The organism is Verrucosispora sp. WMMC514 (assembly GCF_027497295.1).
GTDB lineage: Bacteria > Actinomycetota > Actinomycetes > Mycobacteriales > Micromonosporaceae > Micromonospora > Micromonospora palythoicola.
In genome coordinates this window covers 4,007,611-4,023,141 of sequence record NZ_CP114906.1, presented here as the reverse complement: position 1 = coordinate 4,023,141, position 15,531 = coordinate 4,007,611, and the positions used below count along the sequence as shown (strand labels likewise).

14 protein-coding genes and 3 tRNA genes are annotated in these 15,531 nt (G+C 72.8%); 7 read left to right on the top strand and 10 right to left on the bottom strand.

Annotated elements, in window-relative coordinates; translation table 11 throughout:
* Positions 1-4 precede the first annotated feature (4 nt).
* The 4 genes from O7597_RS18745 to O7597_RS18730 are packed head-to-tail and all read left to right on the top strand — an operon-like array spanning position 5 to position 4,972.
* Positions 5-202, top strand: coding sequence for a cold-shock protein (locus tag O7597_RS18745; RefSeq protein ID WP_093401734.1), 198 nt, complete (start codon positions 5-7; stop codon positions 200-202).
* A gap of 53 nt (positions 203-255) precedes the next feature.
* A complete protein-coding gene (locus O7597_RS18740; protein WP_269739429.1) occupies positions 256-2,550 on the top strand; it encodes an RNA degradosome polyphosphate kinase in 2,295 nt (764 codons plus the stop codon).
* Positions 2,551-2,573: 23 nt separating this feature from the next.
* On the top strand, positions 2,574-4,106 hold the full coding sequence (locus O7597_RS18735) for a CYTH and CHAD domain-containing protein (RefSeq protein ID WP_281580282.1): 1,533 nt from the start codon (positions 2,574-2,576) through the stop codon (positions 4,104-4,106).
* Entirely contained in the window at positions 4,094-4,972 is an 879-nt protein-coding gene (locus O7597_RS18730) for an NUDIX hydrolase (protein WP_281580281.1), read from the top strand. Before O7597_RS18735 ends, O7597_RS18730 begins: the two co-directional genes overlap by 13 nt.
* Positions 4,973-5,100: 128 nt before the next feature.
* Here the strand turns inward: O7597_RS18730 and O7597_RS18725 are convergent, their stop codons facing one another.
* The 4 genes from O7597_RS18725 to leuC all read right to left on the bottom strand — a co-directional run bounded on the left by O7597_RS18725 (position 5,101) and on the right by leuC (position 9,981).
* Positions 5,101-7,008 carry an endonuclease/exonuclease/phosphatase family protein gene (locus O7597_RS18725; protein ID WP_281580280.1) on the bottom strand — a complete coding sequence of 636 codons (1,908 nt, stop codon included), beginning with the start codon at positions 7,006-7,008 and terminating at the stop codon, positions 5,101-5,103.
* Positions 7,009-7,156: 148 nt separating this feature from the next.
* Positions 7,157-7,762 (bottom strand): HU family DNA-binding protein, encoded by a 606-nt coding sequence (locus O7597_RS18720; RefSeq protein ID WP_332905332.1) that lies wholly within the window; start codon positions 7,760-7,762, stop codon positions 7,157-7,159.
* A 173-nt stretch (positions 7,763-7,935) separates the two neighbouring features.
* Positions 7,936-8,523, bottom strand: coding sequence for a 3-isopropylmalate dehydratase small subunit (gene leuD / locus O7597_RS18715; RefSeq protein WP_269739434.1), 588 nt, complete (start codon positions 8,521-8,523; stop codon positions 7,936-7,938).
* A 12-nt stretch (positions 8,524-8,535) separates the two neighbouring features.
* The gene (gene leuC / locus O7597_RS18710) at positions 8,536-9,981 is read right to left on the bottom strand and encodes a 3-isopropylmalate dehydratase large subunit (RefSeq protein WP_269739435.1); all 1,446 of its coding nucleotides are present in this window, start codon (positions 9,979-9,981) and stop codon (positions 8,536-8,538) included.
* Positions 9,982-10,030: 49 nt separating this feature from the next.
* On the opposite strand from leuC, the gene O7597_RS18705 reads away from it, so the two are divergent.
* The gene (locus tag O7597_RS18705) at positions 10,031-10,717 is read left to right on the top strand and encodes an IclR family transcriptional regulator (protein ID WP_013284529.1); all 687 of its coding nucleotides are present in this window, start codon (positions 10,031-10,033) and stop codon (positions 10,715-10,717) included.
* A 164-nt stretch (positions 10,718-10,881) separates the two neighbouring features.
* Here the strand turns inward: O7597_RS18705 and O7597_RS18700 are convergent.
* From O7597_RS18700 to O7597_RS18685, 4 genes are all read right to left on the bottom strand, one after another.
* Positions 10,882-10,957: transfer RNA gene (locus O7597_RS18700), tRNA-Glu, on the bottom strand.
* Between the two features lie 171 nt (positions 10,958-11,128).
* Positions 11,129-11,201, bottom strand: a tRNA-Glu gene (locus O7597_RS18695).
* A gap of 137 nt (positions 11,202-11,338) precedes the next feature.
* Positions 11,339-11,410, bottom strand: a tRNA-Gln gene (locus O7597_RS18690).
* Between the two features lie 96 nt (positions 11,411-11,506).
* Positions 11,507-12,310, bottom strand: coding sequence for a fumarylacetoacetate hydrolase family protein (locus O7597_RS18685; protein ID WP_269739436.1), 804 nt, complete (start codon positions 12,308-12,310; stop codon positions 11,507-11,509).
* Between the two features lie 133 nt (positions 12,311-12,443).
* On the opposite strand from O7597_RS18685, the gene O7597_RS18680 reads away from it, so the two are divergent.
* Positions 12,444-13,751 carry a hypothetical protein gene (locus O7597_RS18680; protein WP_281580278.1) on the top strand — a complete coding sequence of 436 codons (1,308 nt, stop codon included), beginning with the start codon at positions 12,444-12,446 and terminating at the stop codon, positions 13,749-13,751.
* Between the two features lie 34 nt (positions 13,752-13,785).
* Complete coding sequence (locus O7597_RS18675) at positions 13,786-14,703, top strand: 3-methyladenine DNA glycosylase (protein ID WP_281580277.1); 918 nt, start codon at positions 13,786-13,788, stop codon at positions 14,701-14,703.
* 5 nt (positions 14,704-14,708) lie between these two features.
* On the opposite strand, the gene arfB is transcribed toward O7597_RS18675, so the two are convergent.
* Complete coding sequence (gene arfB / locus O7597_RS18670; RefSeq protein WP_281580276.1) at positions 14,709-15,134, bottom strand: alternative ribosome rescue aminoacyl-tRNA hydrolase ArfB; 426 nt, start codon at positions 15,132-15,134, stop codon at positions 14,709-14,711.
* Between the two features lie 68 nt (positions 15,135-15,202).
* Positions 15,203-15,499: a hypothetical protein gene (locus O7597_RS18665; RefSeq protein ID WP_164445753.1), complete on the bottom strand. Its 297-nt coding sequence runs from the start codon at positions 15,497-15,499 to the stop codon at positions 15,203-15,205.
* Between the last annotated feature and the right edge of the window lie 32 nt (positions 15,500-15,531).

Here is a 15,531-nt window from a genome sequence, read left to right as displayed (position 1 = left end):
TGGCATGCAGGGCACGGTGGCGACCTTCGACGCGGCGACCCGCAGCGGACTGCTGCTGCTGGACGACGGCACCGAGCTGCCCTTCCCGGCCCGGGCGTTCGACGCCTCCGGGCTGCGCCTGCTCCGCCTCGGCCAGCGGGTCCGCGTGGAGACGGACGCCGCCGGCGACGTCGTACGCGTGACGCTGCCGACGATGTCCTGACAACCCGCCGCAAGTTCATTTTGCGTTAACCGAGTTCGGGTGATTATGGGCGGGTGAGCACCCCTCGCGAACACCCCGCCAGCCCCGCCGCCACCGACGACACCACCAGCCGCAACGGAGGTCGCCCCCGGGGGACCGACGGCCGGTTCCGCAGCGCCCACCCGACCCCGGACGACGGCCCGGGCAACGACCCGGCGGCGGCCTCCGCCGGCCTGGAGGAGGTGCTGGACCCGGTCTCGGAACCGGGGCTGCCGCAGCCCGCCGACGAGCCACCGTCCGTCCACCCGCTGCCCGAGGACCGGTTCCTCAACCGGGAGCTGTCCTGGCTCGACTTCAACGCCCGGGTGCTCGCCCTTGCCGAGGACCCGCACACCCCGCTGCTGGAACGGGCCAAGTTCCTGGCCATCTTCGCCAGCAACCTGGACGAGTTCTACATGGTGCGGGTGGCCGGGCTGAAGCGCCGGCTCTCCGCCGGCCTACCCGTGCGGGGCGGTGACGGACTGCCCCTGCGTACCCAACTGGCGCTGATCTCCGAGAAGGCCGCCGCGCTGGTGGCTCGGCAGGCCGCCTGCTACGTCGACGACCTGCTGCCCAAGCTCGCCGCCGAGGACATCCGGGTGCTGCGCTGGTCCGACCTCGGCGACGCCGAGCGGGAACGGCTGCGCACCTACTTCCGGGAGAAGATCTTCCCGGTGCTCACCCCGCTGGCGGTCGACCCGGCCCACCCGTTCCCGTACATCTCGGGCCGATCGCTCAACCTGGCCGTCGCGGTGCGTGACCCGGACGGCGGGCCGGAGCTGTTCGCCCGGGTGAAGGTGCCGAACAACGTGCCCCGGTTCGTCCGGGTCGACCGGGACCGGCCCGGAGTCCGCATGCTGCCGGTGGAAGATCTCATCTCGGTGCACCTCGGTCAGCTCTTCTCCGGCATGCAGGTGGTCGAGTGCCACCTGTTCCGGGTCACCCGCAACGCCGAGGTGGAGGTCGACGAGGACCGGGACGAGGACCTGCTCCAGGCGCTGGAGCGGGAGCTGGCCCGCCGCCGTTTCGGCCCGCCGGTACGACTCGAGGTGGCCGCCTCCATCTCCGACCACATGCTGGAACTGCTCGTCCGGGAACTGGACATGGACACCCAGGACGTGCTGCGGGTCCGTGGCCTGCTGGATCTCTCCGCGCTGTGGCAGCTGTACGGCGAGGCCGACCGGCCCGACCTGAAGGATCCGCCGTTCGTCCCGGCCACCCATCCCCGCCTCGCCGAGGGCGAGGTGCCGAGAAGTGTCTTCGCCACCCTGCGCGACGGCGACGTGCTGGTGCACCACCCGTACCACTCCTTCGCCACCAGCGTGCAGCGGTTCATCGAGCAGGCCGCCGCCGATCCGAACGTGTTGGCGATCAAGCAGACGCTCTACCGCACCAGCGGTGACTCACCGATCGTGGACGCGCTCGTCGACGCCGCCGCCGCCGGAAAACAGGTGGTGGTGCTCGTCGAGGTGAAGGCCCGCTTCGACGAGGTGGCGAACATCGGCTGGGCCCGCACCCTGGAACGAGCCGGCTGCCACGTGGTGTACGGGCTGGTCGGTCTCAAGACCCACTGCAAGACCGCCCTGGTGGTACGCCAGGAGGGCAACCAGATCCGCCGCTACTGCCACATCGGCACCGGCAACTACCACCCGAAGACCGCCCGGCTCTACGAGGACTTCGGCATGCTCACCGCCGACCCGGAGATCGGCGCCGACCTGACCGACCTGTTCAACGTGCTCACCGGGTACAGCCGGCAGACCGCGTACCGGCGGCTGCTGGTGGCGCCACAGGGCATCCGCAGCGGGCTGATCGAGCGGATCGAACGGGAGATCAACCATGTCCGGCTGGGCATGCCGGGACTCGTCCAGTTCAAGGTGAACTCGCTGGTCGACGAGGAGATCACCGACGCGCTGTACCGGGCCTCCCAGGCCGGCGTGCACGTCGACCTGATCATCCGGGGGATGTGCACGCTGCGACCGGGGGTGCCCGGGCTGTCGGAGAACATCCGGGTGCACTCGATCCTCGGCCGTTTCCTGGAACACTCGCGGGTCTTCCGCTTCGGCAACAACGGCGACGCGGAGTTCTGGATCGGCTCCGCCGACCTGATGCACCGCAACCTGGACCGGCGGGTGGAGGCACTGGTCCAGGTCACCGACCCGGTGGCCCGGGCCGAGCTGGACCACGTGCTCGGTGCCGCGATGAGCCCGGACGTGGACGCGTTCGAGCTGGCCGGCGACGGCACCTGGACCCGCCGCGCGGGCCGGCCGGAGGCACCGCTGAGCCACCTCCAGCACCTGCTGCTGCGTCGCGTCGGCAGCACGGCCGGTTGACCGGGTCGGAATAGGCTGGGCAGATGGTCGAGGAGGAACGGAAGTTCGCGGTGGAGGCCGGGTGGCTGCTGCCCGACCTCTCCCCCGCCGTGCCGGCCTCGGGGAGCGTCCGGGCGCTGGCACCGGCGACGCTCGTGGCCACCTATCACGACACCGTCGACCTGCGGCTGGCCCGGGCGGGTGTCTCACTGCGGTACCGCGAGGGCGACGAGGTGCCGTGGACGGTGAAGTTGCCGACCGACAGCCCCGGCGTCCGCCACGAGATCTCCCGTGCCGGCCCGGCCGACGTGCTGCCGACAGAGCTGGTCGAGCTGGTCACCGTGTTCCACCGGGGTGCCGCGCTCACCCCGGCGGCGGTGGTGCGTACCGTCCGGCACGCTCAGGAGATCGTCGACGAGGCCGGCCGGGTGCTGGCCGAGGTGGTCGACGACCAGGTCACCGTGCTCGACGCCGAGGGCGCCACCACCGGCGCCTTCCGCGAGGTGGAGGTGGAGCGCAAGGCCGGTGACGGCGCACTGCTCGACCGGCTCACCGAGTTGCTGCGTGACTCCGGTGCCCGGGGCGGTGAGTTCACCCCCAAGCACGTACGCGCGCTCGGCCGGGCGGCCACCGCCGAACCGGACCTGGTCGCCCCGGACGAACTGCCGGCCGATCCCAGTGCCGCGGCGGTGGTCACCGAGGCGGTACGCCGCGAGGTGACCCGGCTGCTGGCGCACGACCCGCTGGTCCGGCTGCGCGCGCCGGTCGGCGACGACGACACCGCCGTCCACCAGATGCGGGTGGCCTGCCGGCGGTTGCGCAGCGACCTGAAGACCTTCGGCCCGCTGGTCCGCCCCGCGTGGGCCCGACCGCTGCGTACCGAGTTGAAGTGGCTGGCGGACGCCCTGGGGGCGGCCCGGGACGCGGAGGTGCTGCGGGAACGGTTGCGCCGCACCGCCGCCGCCGATCCGGTGAGTCCGGTGGATCCGGCGGCGGTCGACCGGCTCGACGCCGTCCTCGCCGAATGGCAGGCGGAGGCGCTGACCGGGGTGGACGAGGCGCTGCGCGCGCCGCGGTACCTCGCCCTGGTCGACGCGCTGGTGCTGGCGGCCCGCGCACCGCGACTCACGCCCCGGGCGGACGCGCCGGCCCGGCGGGTGCTACCTCGACTCGTGGCCCGCCCGTGGCGACGGCTAGCCGGCACACCGAAGAAGCCGGGCGGCGTCGCGACGCTGCACCCGGCCGGACCCGACGAGCAGTGGCACACCGTACGCAAGCAGGGCAAGCAGGCCCGCTCGGCGGTGACGGCGGTCGCCCCGGTGCTCGGCGGGGACGCGGCGAAGCTGGCCCGGGCACTGGCGAAGGTGCAGAACCTGCTCGGTGAGCACCAGGACGCGGCGGTGGCCGCCGAGACCTGGCGCGCAGTGGCCGAGGCCCGGCCCGACGACCATCAGCTGGCGATGACCGCCGGCCGGCTGCTGGAACGGGAGCGGGCGGCCGTACGACGGGCGCGGGCGGACTTCCCGTACGCCTGGCGGCGCGCCAGCCGGCGACGCCGGACCCGGTGGCTGGCGTGACCGCGATCCGGGCGGCCGGCGGGGTGGTGTGGCGACCGGCGGGGGTGGACCACGTCGAGGTGTGCCTGGTGCACCGGCCCCGGTACGGGGACTGGACCCTGCCCAAGGGCAAGCTGGAGCCGGGCGAGCATCCACTGCTCGCCGCCGCCCGGGAGGTCGCCGAGGAGGCCGACGCGCAGGCCGTGCCGCAGTTGCGGCTGCCGTCGGTGCGCTACCACAGCGAGGGCCGGCTCAAGGTGGTCGACTACTGGTCGATGCGGGCGGTCGGCTCCGGGGGATTCCAGCCGGACACGGAGGTCGACGAGGTCCGCTGGCTGGCCGTCGACGACGCGATGACGCTGGTGAGCTATCCGCACGACATGGAGGTGCTGGCCGCGTTCGCGGCGCTGCCGCCGGTCACCGCGACCCTGGTGCTGGTGCGGCACGGCCACGCCGGTAAGCGGCTGACCTGGCCTGGCCCGGACACCGGGCGGCCACTGGACGCCCGGGGCTGGTCCGAGGCGGACGCGTTGGCACCGCTGATCGGGCTGATCCGCCCGGCCCGGCTGCTCTCCGCGTCACCGCGCCGGTGCGTGCAGACCCTCGATCCGGCGGCGGCGCTGCTGGACCTGCCGATCGAGATCTGCGGCGACCTGGACGAGCCGAGCGCCGGGCAGCAGCCCGACGAGTGCGTGCTGGCCGCCGCCGCACGCCTGGCCGCGCTGGCCGCCGCCGGCGAACCGGCGGCGGTGTGCAGTCAGGGCAAGGTGATTCCCGGTGCCCTGGAGCGGCTGGCGGGTCGGTGCGGCGACTACAGCACCGGCAAGGGCGGCGGCTGGCTGCTCGCCTTCACCGGCGACCGCCTGGTCGCCGCCGACCGTCTCTGACCGGGTGCCGGGCCAGCTCGGCCGGCAGCGATAGCGCAGCCGGTTCAGCTCGACAGGCGCACCGGGGGCGTCCCTGGCCCCTGCACATCGCGCCGAGCTGGCCACGCCGCGGTCGAGCCGCGACCGCCTCAGTGGTCGGGCAGGGTGAGGGTGACGGCGACCGGCAGGTGGTCGCTGGCGGTGCCCGGCACCGCGACCGCGTCGGCGGCGACCAGATCGGGTGAGACGAGGACGTGGTCGATCTGCTCGCGCGGATCGTCCGCCGGGCTGGTCGGCAGCGGGCGGGCGGCGGCGAGCGCGTCGACCAGCCCGGCGTCGGTGAACGCGGTGAACGCCGGGTCGCCCGGCTCGGTGTTGAGATCACCGGCGACCACCAGCGGCGCGCCGTCGGCGTACCCGGTGGCGAAGTCCGCGACGGCGCGGGCCTGCACCACCGGGTCCGCACCCGGCGGTGGCTGCAGGTGGGTGCTCACCACGGCCAGGCGTACGCCGGCACCGAGGTCGACCGTCACGCCCAGCGCCTGCGCGCCGGTGGGCGCGCCCACCGCTGGCAGCGGACGGGTCCGGGCCCGTTGCACCGGCCAGCGACTGAGCACCGCGTCGCCCCACAGCGGGTCGGCGGCCGGCGCGAAGACGTACGGCATCCCCAGCCGGTCGGCGAGCAGGCCCAGTGTGTCGTGGCCACCGTTGAGCAGCCAGCCCCGGTCGACCTCGCTGAGCACCACCACGTCGGCCCGGCCGACCATCCGGTCCAGGGCGGTGAGGTCGAAGCGGCCGTCGAGGCCGAAGCCCATCCGGATGTTGTACGCCACCAGCCGCACCTGCTCCGGCGGCCCGGGCCGGTTGCTGGCCACCAGCCATGGCCCGTGCAGCCAGGCGGCGGCGAGGGCGACGACTGCGGCCAGCACCGCCAGCCGCCACCGGGGCAGCTCCGGCGCGGGGTCGGCCCGCGGTTGCCCGCCCGACGCGGCGGTCGCGCGCATCGCGACCATCCCGGTCAGGGCGGCCACCACGGCCGGTACCCACTGGTTGGGGTAGCCGATGTCGTAGGCGGCGTAGTAGACGAGCGCGGCGACGGCGAAGACGAGCATCCCGCCCACCGCCGCGTACGCCGGGCCGGCGCCGCTCCGGTCGGTCGGCTGCGGCGACGCGCCGTCACCGGTCAGGCCGAGGCAGCCGCCCAGCCCCGCCGCGCCGGCCAGGACCGCGACGGTGAGCAGCGTCGGCGGACCGTATCCGAACAGCAGGGCCCCGGCCACCAGCAGCACCGGCGGCAGCGCCCGCCACCGTGGCTGCCACGGGGTCAACGCACCGAGCAGGAACAGCGGTGCCGCGGCACCCAGCGGCGCCAACGCGAACGGCGGGGGCGCGGCGGTGCCCGCCTCGCCGTACCAGTAGGACATGGCGCTTATCGCGACCGCGGGTGACAACGCCACCATGCCGCCGAGCAGCAGGGCCGGCCCGACGAGCAACCAGCCTCGGCGGTTCGGCGGCGGCCGGTCGTCGACCGGTCGTGTGGCGGCACGGCCGAAGGCCGTCTCGGCGGCCAGCAGCGCCGCCACCACCGCCACGCTCGCCACCCACGCCGGCCAGCGCTGCCACCACACCAGGTCGTACGTGCCGAGCAGCGCGTGGCCCAGCGCGCTCGCGGTCATCCCCAGCACCAGCCCGGGCACCGGGTGCGCCACCCGGGCGGCGGTGGCGGCCAGCCAGACCAGACCGGCGAGCAGACCGGCGCTGGCCAGCCACAGTTGGGCCCGCCCTCCCGGCGCGGCGGTGAGCGCCAGCCGGGCGGCACCGAGCACCAGCACCGCCGCGACCCCGACGGTGGCGGAGCCGACCCGTGCGACGAGGACCGGCGCGGCGAGCGCCAGCACGAACCAGCCGACCGCGAACGCGCCGAGCAGCTCGGCCGGGGTCGACGCGGCCTGACCGAAGATGGTGATGACCGACGGCAGGAAGACCCGCAGCACGTCGGTCAGGACGACAAGTCCCAGAGCCAGGGTGGCGGTGCCGAGACGGCGCTGACTCAACACGGTTCTCTTTCCGGCGAGGGGTGGTGCGGCGATTCTGCTGGCCGGGTCCCGGGCCGGTCAACGGTTCCCCGCCGGGTGCGGGTGGACCGTCGGTCGGAATGGCGAGGGCGCCCGCCGTGCCGGCGGGCGCCCTCGTCGTACGACCGGCTCAGCGCCGGGTCGCGGCCTTCCTGGCCGGCGCCTTCTTCGCCGGCGCCTTCTTGGCCGTGGCGGTCTTGCGAGCCGCCGTCGCCTTGGTCGCCGCGGCGGTCTTCTTCGCCGGGGCGGCCTTCTTGGTGGCGGCCTTCTTCGCCGGGGCGGCCTTCGCGGTCGTCTTGGTCGCGGTGGTCTTCTTGGCCGCCGCGGTCTTGCTCGCCGCGGTCTTCTTGGCTGCGGTGCTCTTCGCCGCGGTCGTCTTCTTCGCCGCCGTCGCCTTGGCACCGGTGGTCTTGGCGGTGGCTCCGGCGGTCTTCTTCGCCGCAGCCGTGGCCTTCGGCACCTTGCCGCTGGCCACCATCTCCTTGAACCCGGCACCGGGGCGGAACGTCGGCACCGAGGTCTTCTTGACCTTCACCGCCTCCCCGGTACGCGGGTTGCGGGCTGTTCGCGCGCCCCGGACCCGCTTCTCGAACGCTCCGAAACCGGTGATCGCCACCTTCTCGCCCTTGGTGACCGCCGCCTGGACCTCAGCGAGGACCGCGTCGAGCGCGGCCGTCGCCGTTTTCCGGTCCCCCAGGCGAACGGCGAGCGCCTCGATGAGCTCGGCCTTGTTCACGACTTCCTCCTGATTGTGCAACTGACTCGACGCGAGCCATTCTGCGCGCACGGTATGCCCTGTGCTGGCGGGACACAAACATTCGGCGGAAAAAAGCCCTTGTGTCGTAACGGATTCGCCCCCACCGGTGGCACCGGTGGGGGCGGAATCGGCTGCGGATCGGGGCGTTCGGGCTACGCGACCCGGGGCAGGAAGGCCGGTCGGTCGGCCTCGAAGGCGCTGATCCGGTCCTCGTGGCGGAGGGTGAGTCCAATGTCGTCCAAGCCCTCCATCAGCCGCCAACGGCTGAAGTCGTCAAGCGGGAACGACCAGGTGGCGGTGCCGACCCGCACCTCACGCGCGGTCAGGTCGACGATCAGCGGGGTGGCCGGATTCTCCTCGACCAGGCTCCAGATTTCTTCGACAGCTTTCAATTCAAGCTCTACCGGAAGTAACCCTTCCTTGAGGGCGTTCCCCCGGAAGATGTCACCGAAGCGCGGTGAGATCACCACTCGGAAGCCGTAGTCACGCAACGCCCACACCGCGTGCTCCCGCGATGACCCGGTGCCGAACTCGGGGCCGGCCACCAGAATCGACGCTCCCGAATAAGCTTGATCGTTGAGCACGAATGCCGGATCCTCCCGCCACGCGCTGAACAGCCCGTCGGCGAAACCGGTCCGGGTCACCCGCTTGAGGTACACCGCGGGGATGATCTGGTCAGTGTCCACGTCGGAGCGACGCAGCGGCAGGGCGGTGCCGGTGTGCACGGTGAACTTGTCCATGTCGCAGCCCTTCTACAGGTCGGCGGGTGCGGCCAACCGGCCGACGACGGCGGTGGCGGCGGCCACCGGCGGGCTGACCAGGTGGGTACGCCCACCCCGGCCCTGGCGGCCCTCGAAATTCCGGTTGGAGGTCGAGGCGGCGCGCTGCCCCGGCGAGAGCGTGTCCGGGTTCATGCCCAGACACATGGAGCAGCCGGCGAAGCGCCATTCGGCACCGGCGTCGGTGAAGACCTTGTCCAGCCCCTCCGCCTCGGCCGCCTCGCGTACCGCGGCCGAGCCGGGTACCACGAGCATGCGTACCCCGTCGGCAACCCGATGGCCGCGCAGCACGTCGGCGGCGGCGCGCAGGTCCTCCAGGCGCCCGTTGGTGCAGGAACCCACGAACACCACGTCGACGGCGAGGTCGCGCAACGCGGTGCCGGGGTTCAGGTCCATGTACGCCAGGGCGCGGCGGGCGGCGGCCCGCTCCGGCTCGGTGACGAACTCGTCCGGGTCCGGCACGACCGCACCCAGCGGCGCACCCTGCCCCGGGTTGGTGCCCCAGGTGACGAACGGCGTGATCTCGGTGGCGTCCAGGGTCACCTCGGAGTCGAAGGTCGCGCCCTCGTCGGTGGGCAGGGTCCGCCAGTAGGCGAGCGCCGCCTCCCAGTCGGCGCCGCCGGGGGCGTTCGGCCGCCCCTTCAGGTACGCGAAGGTCGTCTCGTCCGGCGCGATCATGCCGGCCTTGGCGCCCCACTCGATGGACATGTTGGCGATCGTCATCCGCCCCTCCATGGACAGCGCCCGGATCGCCTCGCCCCGGTACTCCACGATGTGCCCGCGACCGCCGCCGGTACCGACCTTGGCGATCAGGGCGAGCACCAGGTCCTTGGCGGTGACGCCGGGGCCGAGCCGGCCGTCGACGGTGACCGCCATCGTCTTCGGGCGAGCCTGCGGCAGCGTCTGGGTGGCCAGCACGTGCTCCACCTCGCTGGTGCCGATGCCGAAGGCCAGGGCGCCGAACGCGCCGTGGGTGGCGGTGTGCGAGTCGCCGCAGACGATCGTCATGCCGGGCTGGGTGAGGCCGAGCTGCGGGCCGATGACGTGCACGATGCCCTGGTTGGCGTCGCCGAGCGGATGCAGCCGTACGCCGAACTCGGCGCAGTTGCGCCGCAGCGTCTCGATCTGGGTACGGGAGGTGGGGTCGGCGATGGTGAGCAGGTCGCCGCGACGCTGCTGGAACGAGGGATCGGCGTACCCGGTCGGGGTGTTGTGATCCTCGGTGGCCAGCGTGAGGTCGGTACGCCGCACCCGACGGCCGGCCATGCGCAGACCGTCGAACGCCTGCGGGCTGGTCACCTCGTGCAGCAGGTGCAGGTCGATGAAGAGCAGATCGGGCTCACCATCAGCGGACCGGACGATGTGTGCGTCCCAGACCTTCTCGGCCAAGGTTCTCGGCTCTGGAGTGACTCCCACCATCTGGACATCCTAAATTCTGGGAGGTAAATTTCGGCTTGTGGGACACAGTATGAGCGGTGTCGGCGTTCTCGACAAGGCGGTGGTCATCCTGGCCGCCTGTGTCGACGGCGCCAGCCTTGCCGAACTTGTTGAACGCACGAAGCTGCCCCGAGCCACCGCGCACCGGCTGGCGCAGGCGCTGGAGATCCACCGGATGCTGGTCCGGGACACTCAGGGTCGCTGGCGTCCCGGCCCACGCCTGGGCGAGTTGGCGAACGCGGCGCCGGATGTGCTGCTGACCGCGGCCGAGCCACTGCTGGCCGCCCTGCGGGACGCCACCGGTGAGAGCGCCCAGCTCTACCTGCGTCGGGCGGACGAGCGGATCTGTGTGGCCGCCGCCGAGCGGGCCAGCGGGCTACGGGACACCGTGCCGGTGGGCTCGGTGCTGCCGATGACCGCCGGTTCGGCCGCGCAGATCCTGCTCGCCTGGGAGCCGCCGGAGGCGGTGATGCCACTGCTGCCCCGGTCCAAGTTCACCGGCCGCACCCTCGCCGAGGTCCGCCGCCGAGGCTGGGCGCAGAGCGTCGCCGAACGCGAGGCCGGTGTGGCAAGCGTCTCAGCCCCGATCCGCGACCGCACCGGCCGCGTGATCGCCGCCATCTCCATCTCCGGCCCCATCGAGCGCCTCGGCCGCCGCCCCGGCGAACGCCACGCCATGGCCGTGGTCCGCGCCGGCCAACGCCTCTCCGGCCTCTGACCCCCACCCCCGCCCCATCCCGCTGCACCCGTTGATCATGAAGTTGTTGTCACGCCACGCCGGACGGCCAGACAACAACTTCATGATCAACGCGGCGGAGCGGGCCGGGCGGAGGGGGAGATGGGAGAAAGCCCGTCTCGGCGGGCGAGACGGGCTTTGGTGTGTGGTAGCCCCGACCGGATTCGAACCGGCGCTACCGCCTTGAGAGGGCGGCGTCCTGGGCCGCTAGACGACGGGGCCAGGCACTTTTGCGGATTCACCAGCCCTTGTGGGCGGTGCGGCAGTAGTCTAGCGGCGCCGCCGCCGAGTGCCGCACAGGGGTGGCGGGTGGGCGCCGCGGTCGGGGTCGGCAGTTGACCGAGAAAGCGAAACGGCTCGCTCCGCAGCGGCGGAACGAGCCGTGAACACCTGTAGCCCCGACCGGATTCGAACCGGCGCTACCGCCTTGAGAGGGCGGCGTCCTGGGCCGCTAGACGACGGGGCCAGAACACATCGCGGCACCACCCTTTCAGGCAGTGCCGCCGAACTCTACCAGACCTCGCCACCAAGGCCCCTCGCGGTGCCTCGTGCCGAACTCCACCAGAATCCAGCTGCCTCGATTCGTGACGAATCTCGGCTGCGCTGGGGTACCAGGACTCGAACCTAGACTAACTGAACCAGAATCAGTCGGGCTGCCAATTACCCCATACCCCATTGGCCCCTTGCGGCGCCGGGAACAAACTCTACCCTCCCGGCACCGACAGGCCAAATCGACTTCCCCAAACCGCTACTGAGCTGCCAAAACGGCGATCAGGTCGCCGACACCACCGGGTTCGTCAGCTCTCCGATCCCCTCGATCCGGACGCTCACCGTATCCCCGTCCGTGAGCGGGCTAACCCCTGCCGGCGTACCGGTCAACACGACGTCACCGGGCAACAACGTCATCACGTGTGAAACGTACGACACCAGGGCCGGCGCGTCGAAGACCATGTCGCCGGTGCGGCCGAGCTGCCGCACCTCCATCTCCTCCGGATCGCGACCGACCTCGCAGCGGATCTCCAGGTCGGTGACGTCCAGCCCGGTGGTGATCCACGGCCCGATCGGGCAGAACGAGTCGAACCCCTTCGCCCGGGTCCACTGGCTGTCGGAGCGCTGCAGATCCCGGGCGGTGACGTCGTTGGCGCAGGTGTAGCCGAAGATCGCCCGTTCCGCCGCGGCCCGGTCGGCCCGGCGGGCGCCGGGTGCGCCGATCACCACCGCCAACTCGGCCTCGTGCTCGACCTGCCGGCTGAACTCCGGCAGCCGGATCGCGTCCCGGGGACCGATCACCGAGGTCGAGGGCTTCAGGAACAACAGCGGCTCCTTCGGCACCTCGGCGCCGTGTTCGGCGGCGTGCTCGGCGTAGTTACGGCCGACGCAGACCACCTTGCTGGGCAGGATCGGCGAGAGCAGCCGGACGTCGGACAACGCCCAGCGGACCCCGCTGAACGTGATCTGGCCGAACGGGTGGCCGGAGATCTCGGCGATGGTGAGCCCCTGGGGGCCGGCCTCCGGTTCCCCCTCGACGACACCGAACGACATTCCCTTGGCATGAGCAAAACGAGCGATACGCACCAGGCCAATGTAGTGCGGCCAGCGCACGGTCGGCGCAGCTTACCCGCGCCGCGCACCGTCCGGGCCGGATTCACCGCTTCGTACCCACCCGACGCGCGCCCGCCCCTAGCGTCGGCTGCGGAGGTTCGTTCGTATGCCTGCATCGACACGACACCACAGGACCCTCGCCGCGATCGTGCACTGCGTCGGTCTGTTGACCGCGCTGCCGGTGCTGCCGACCGCCACCGCCCCGCACGCTCCGGCGGTCACCGCCCCGCATGCTCCGACGGCGGGGCTCACGCCGGCGGCGGCCGCACCCGAGCCCAGCATGCCGGCGGCACCACCGGCGGTACCGACGCCGACCCGGGTGGTCGCGCCGGCCGCCAGGCCGAAGGTGAGCGTACGGGTCGCGCCGGAGCGGAGCAGCGCGCCCGGGTACCGGATCGAGGTCCGGAACGCCGGCAGCACCCCGGTGGAGACGACCGTCCGTCAGGAGTTGCCCCAGGGGGTCTCGGCGACCACGGTGAGCGACGGTGGTCGGGTGCTCCGCCCCGGCGGATCGTCGGCGACCGAGGTGACCTGGCGGCTGAGGCTGGCGCCGGAGAGCACCACCACACTGGGCACCACGCTCACCACGACCGGATCCCGACAGCCGGTGACCGCTCCGACGTGCGCCTACGCCAGCGACGGCCGACAGCCGTACGACTGTGCGAGCGCCACCTGGACGGCGCCGGGGATGGCGGCGACGCAGTCGCCGGAGGCCACGGGCTGGCGCCGCCAGACACCCGCGCTGGCGGCCGCCGGTGCCGCGCTGCTGGTGCTGACCGTGGTGGGCCTGCTCGCCTGGCGACGCCGCCGACGGCCGGTCGCCGCGGCACTGGCCTCGGACGGGCCGGGCACCATCTACCCGCGCCCGGCCGCGCCCCGGCCGCCGGCCCGACGCCGCAAGCCGCCGGTGTGGGTCGTGGTGCCGGTGGCCGCGATCGTGCTGGCCGGCACGCTGGGCGCCGCCGCGTGGTCCGCCACCCGCCGGGTCACCGCGATCGACACCGACAGCCAGCCGACCAGCGGCGCCTGGAGAGGCACCGGGGTCAGCGGGAGCCTGGGGACGCCGCTGCGCGAGGACGCGTTCGAGTTCACCGTCTACCGGATGACCTGCGAACCGGGCCGGGGCGCGCGGCAGTGTCAGGCGACCGTCGGGGTCCGCAACCTCACCCGCGAGCACCAGAGCTGGCACGGCAAGTTGCAACGGGCGTACCTGGCCAACGGCAACTGGGTCACCACCGACGAACCGGCCACCCGCCGGGCGAACCAGGGACGCGACGTGTTCGCCGACCCGCTGGCCGCCGGCAGCCGGGTGGTGCTGCCGCTGGTCTTCACCGTCACCGGGCGTGAGGCGCCGCAGCGACTGGAACTGCGCAGCGGGGTCTTCTCCGCTGGTGTCCGCGTCGACGTGCCCTGACCGGCGACCGGACGGCGGTCGTACCCTTGGCTCCGTGAGCACCGTCCCCGCCCCCGTCGTCGGTGGTGTCGACGGCGGGCGACCGGCCAGCCTGCCGGCAACCGCCTGGCGACCCCTGCTGGCCGGGCACGAGCGACGCGCCGATTCACTCACGGCGGGACACCGGGCCCGTCGGGCCGCCGGGGCACGTCACGCCATCGACGACTTCCTGTACGACTACTACGGCACCCGGCCGTCGGTGCTGCGCCGGTGGCACCCGGGGGTCGGTGTCCGGCTGGAAGCCGGTCCGGACGGCCCGGCACCGCAGCACCGGTGGCGCTGGTACGCGACCGACGCCGACGGCTCGGTACGCCTCGACGTCGACGCGTTCCTGACCGACCGGGGCGACTCGGTGCGCTTCATCCACCGACTGCTGACCGCGATCGCGTCCCGGCCGGCCTTCACCGGCTGCTTCGGGCTGCACGAGTGGGCGATGGTGTACCGCCAGGCCGAGCATCGGCACCCGCTGCCCCTTCGACTCGGTCAGCGGGGCACGGACGCGGTGGTCGAGTCGCACCAGATCCGGTGCACGCACTTCGACGCGTACCGGTTCTTCACCCCCGAGGCCGTCGAACTCAACCACCTCCGACCGACCCGGACCGGTCAGGTGGACCTCGACCAGCCCGGCTGTCTGCACGCCTCGATGGACTGCCACAAGTGGGCCACCAAGCTGGGCCCCGCCGTGCCCGGTGCGCTGGCGCTCGACTGCTTCGAGCTGGCCGGCGAGATCCGGCTGCTCGACATGCGGGCGTCGCCGTACGACTTCTCCTCCTACGGCGAGCCGCCGGTGGCGATCGAGACGCCGGAGGGCAAGGCCGAGTACGTGGCACGGCAACGCGAGTTCGCGCAGCGGGCCGGCCGGCTGCGGGCCCGGCTGATCGAGGTGTGCTCCGCGCTGCTCGACCGCGGTTGACGGCGCTACTCGCCGTCCACCCGACGGTCGCGCTTGCGCTGCCCCCGACGCTTCTTCTCGGCCAGCCGCCGCTCCTTGGCCGCCCGCGACGGGCGGGTCGGACGACGCGGTGGCGGTGGCAGGGCGACCGCCTCGCGCAGCACCGAGACCAGACGTTCCCGCGCCGCTTCCCGGTTGGCCAGCTGCGTCCGGTGCTCGCTGGCGGCGATCGTCAGCACGCCGTCGACCAGCCGTCCGGCGAGCCGGTCCAGCGCCCGGGCACGCAGCGACTCGGGGATGCTGGGTGAGCCGGCCAGGTCGAAGCTCAGCTCGACCCGGGAGTCGGCGGTGTTGACGCCCTGCCCGCCCGGCCCGGACGATCGGGAGAACCGCTCCCGCAGTTCGGCGGCGGAAACCACCCACCGGTCGGTCACCCGCAGTCCGTCGTCCACGCCCTGAGGCTAGCGCGGGGTTCCCGGCGCCTCCGCGCCAACGCCGCGAGCGCGCATCCGATCCGTTGTCAGCGGTCGGGCCGCTCGTCGGCGGTGCTGCTCGGCGTCGGCGTCGACGGCGCCGGATCGTCACCGCCACCGGTGGCGGCGTACGCGACCGCGCCGATCAGGAGCAGGGCGATGACACCGACCTTCGTGGTGACGACTTTGATCAGCATCCAGGCTGCGCGACGCGCCCCGGGCACGGTCTTCTTGGCCGCCTGGTAGTCGTTCCAGCCCCGCCGGGCGCGTGCGTACGACGACCCGACGCCACTTCCGATGATGAGGCCCACCAGCAGGAGGGCCGCGATGAGAGGACGCTCCACCCACGCCAGTATTCATACCGAGCGTAATATTT

What these genes read in the sequence shown, in the direction of transcription:
- O7597_RS18745 (WP_093401734.1), top strand. Translation starts at nt 5, where the DNA reads ATGCAGGGCACGGTGGCGACCTTCGACGCGGCGACCCGCAGCGGACTG.
- O7597_RS18735 (WP_281580282.1), top strand. Translation starts at nt 2,574, where the DNA reads ATGGTCGAGGAGGAACGGAAGTTCGCGGTGGAGGCCGGGTGGCTGCTG.
- leuD (WP_269739434.1), bottom strand. Translation starts at nt 8,523, where the DNA reads ATGGACAAGTTCACCGTGCACACCGGCACCGCCCTGCCGCTGCGTCGC.
- leuC (WP_269739435.1), bottom strand. Translation starts at nt 9,981, where the DNA reads ATGGTGGGAGTCACTCCAGAGCCGAGAACCTTGGCCGAGAAGGTCTGG.
- O7597_RS18705 (WP_013284529.1), top strand. Translation starts at nt 10,031, where the DNA reads ATGAGCGGTGTCGGCGTTCTCGACAAGGCGGTGGTCATCCTGGCCGCC.
- O7597_RS18680 (WP_281580278.1), top strand. Translation starts at nt 12,444, where the DNA reads ATGCCTGCATCGACACGACACCACAGGACCCTCGCCGCGATCGTGCAC.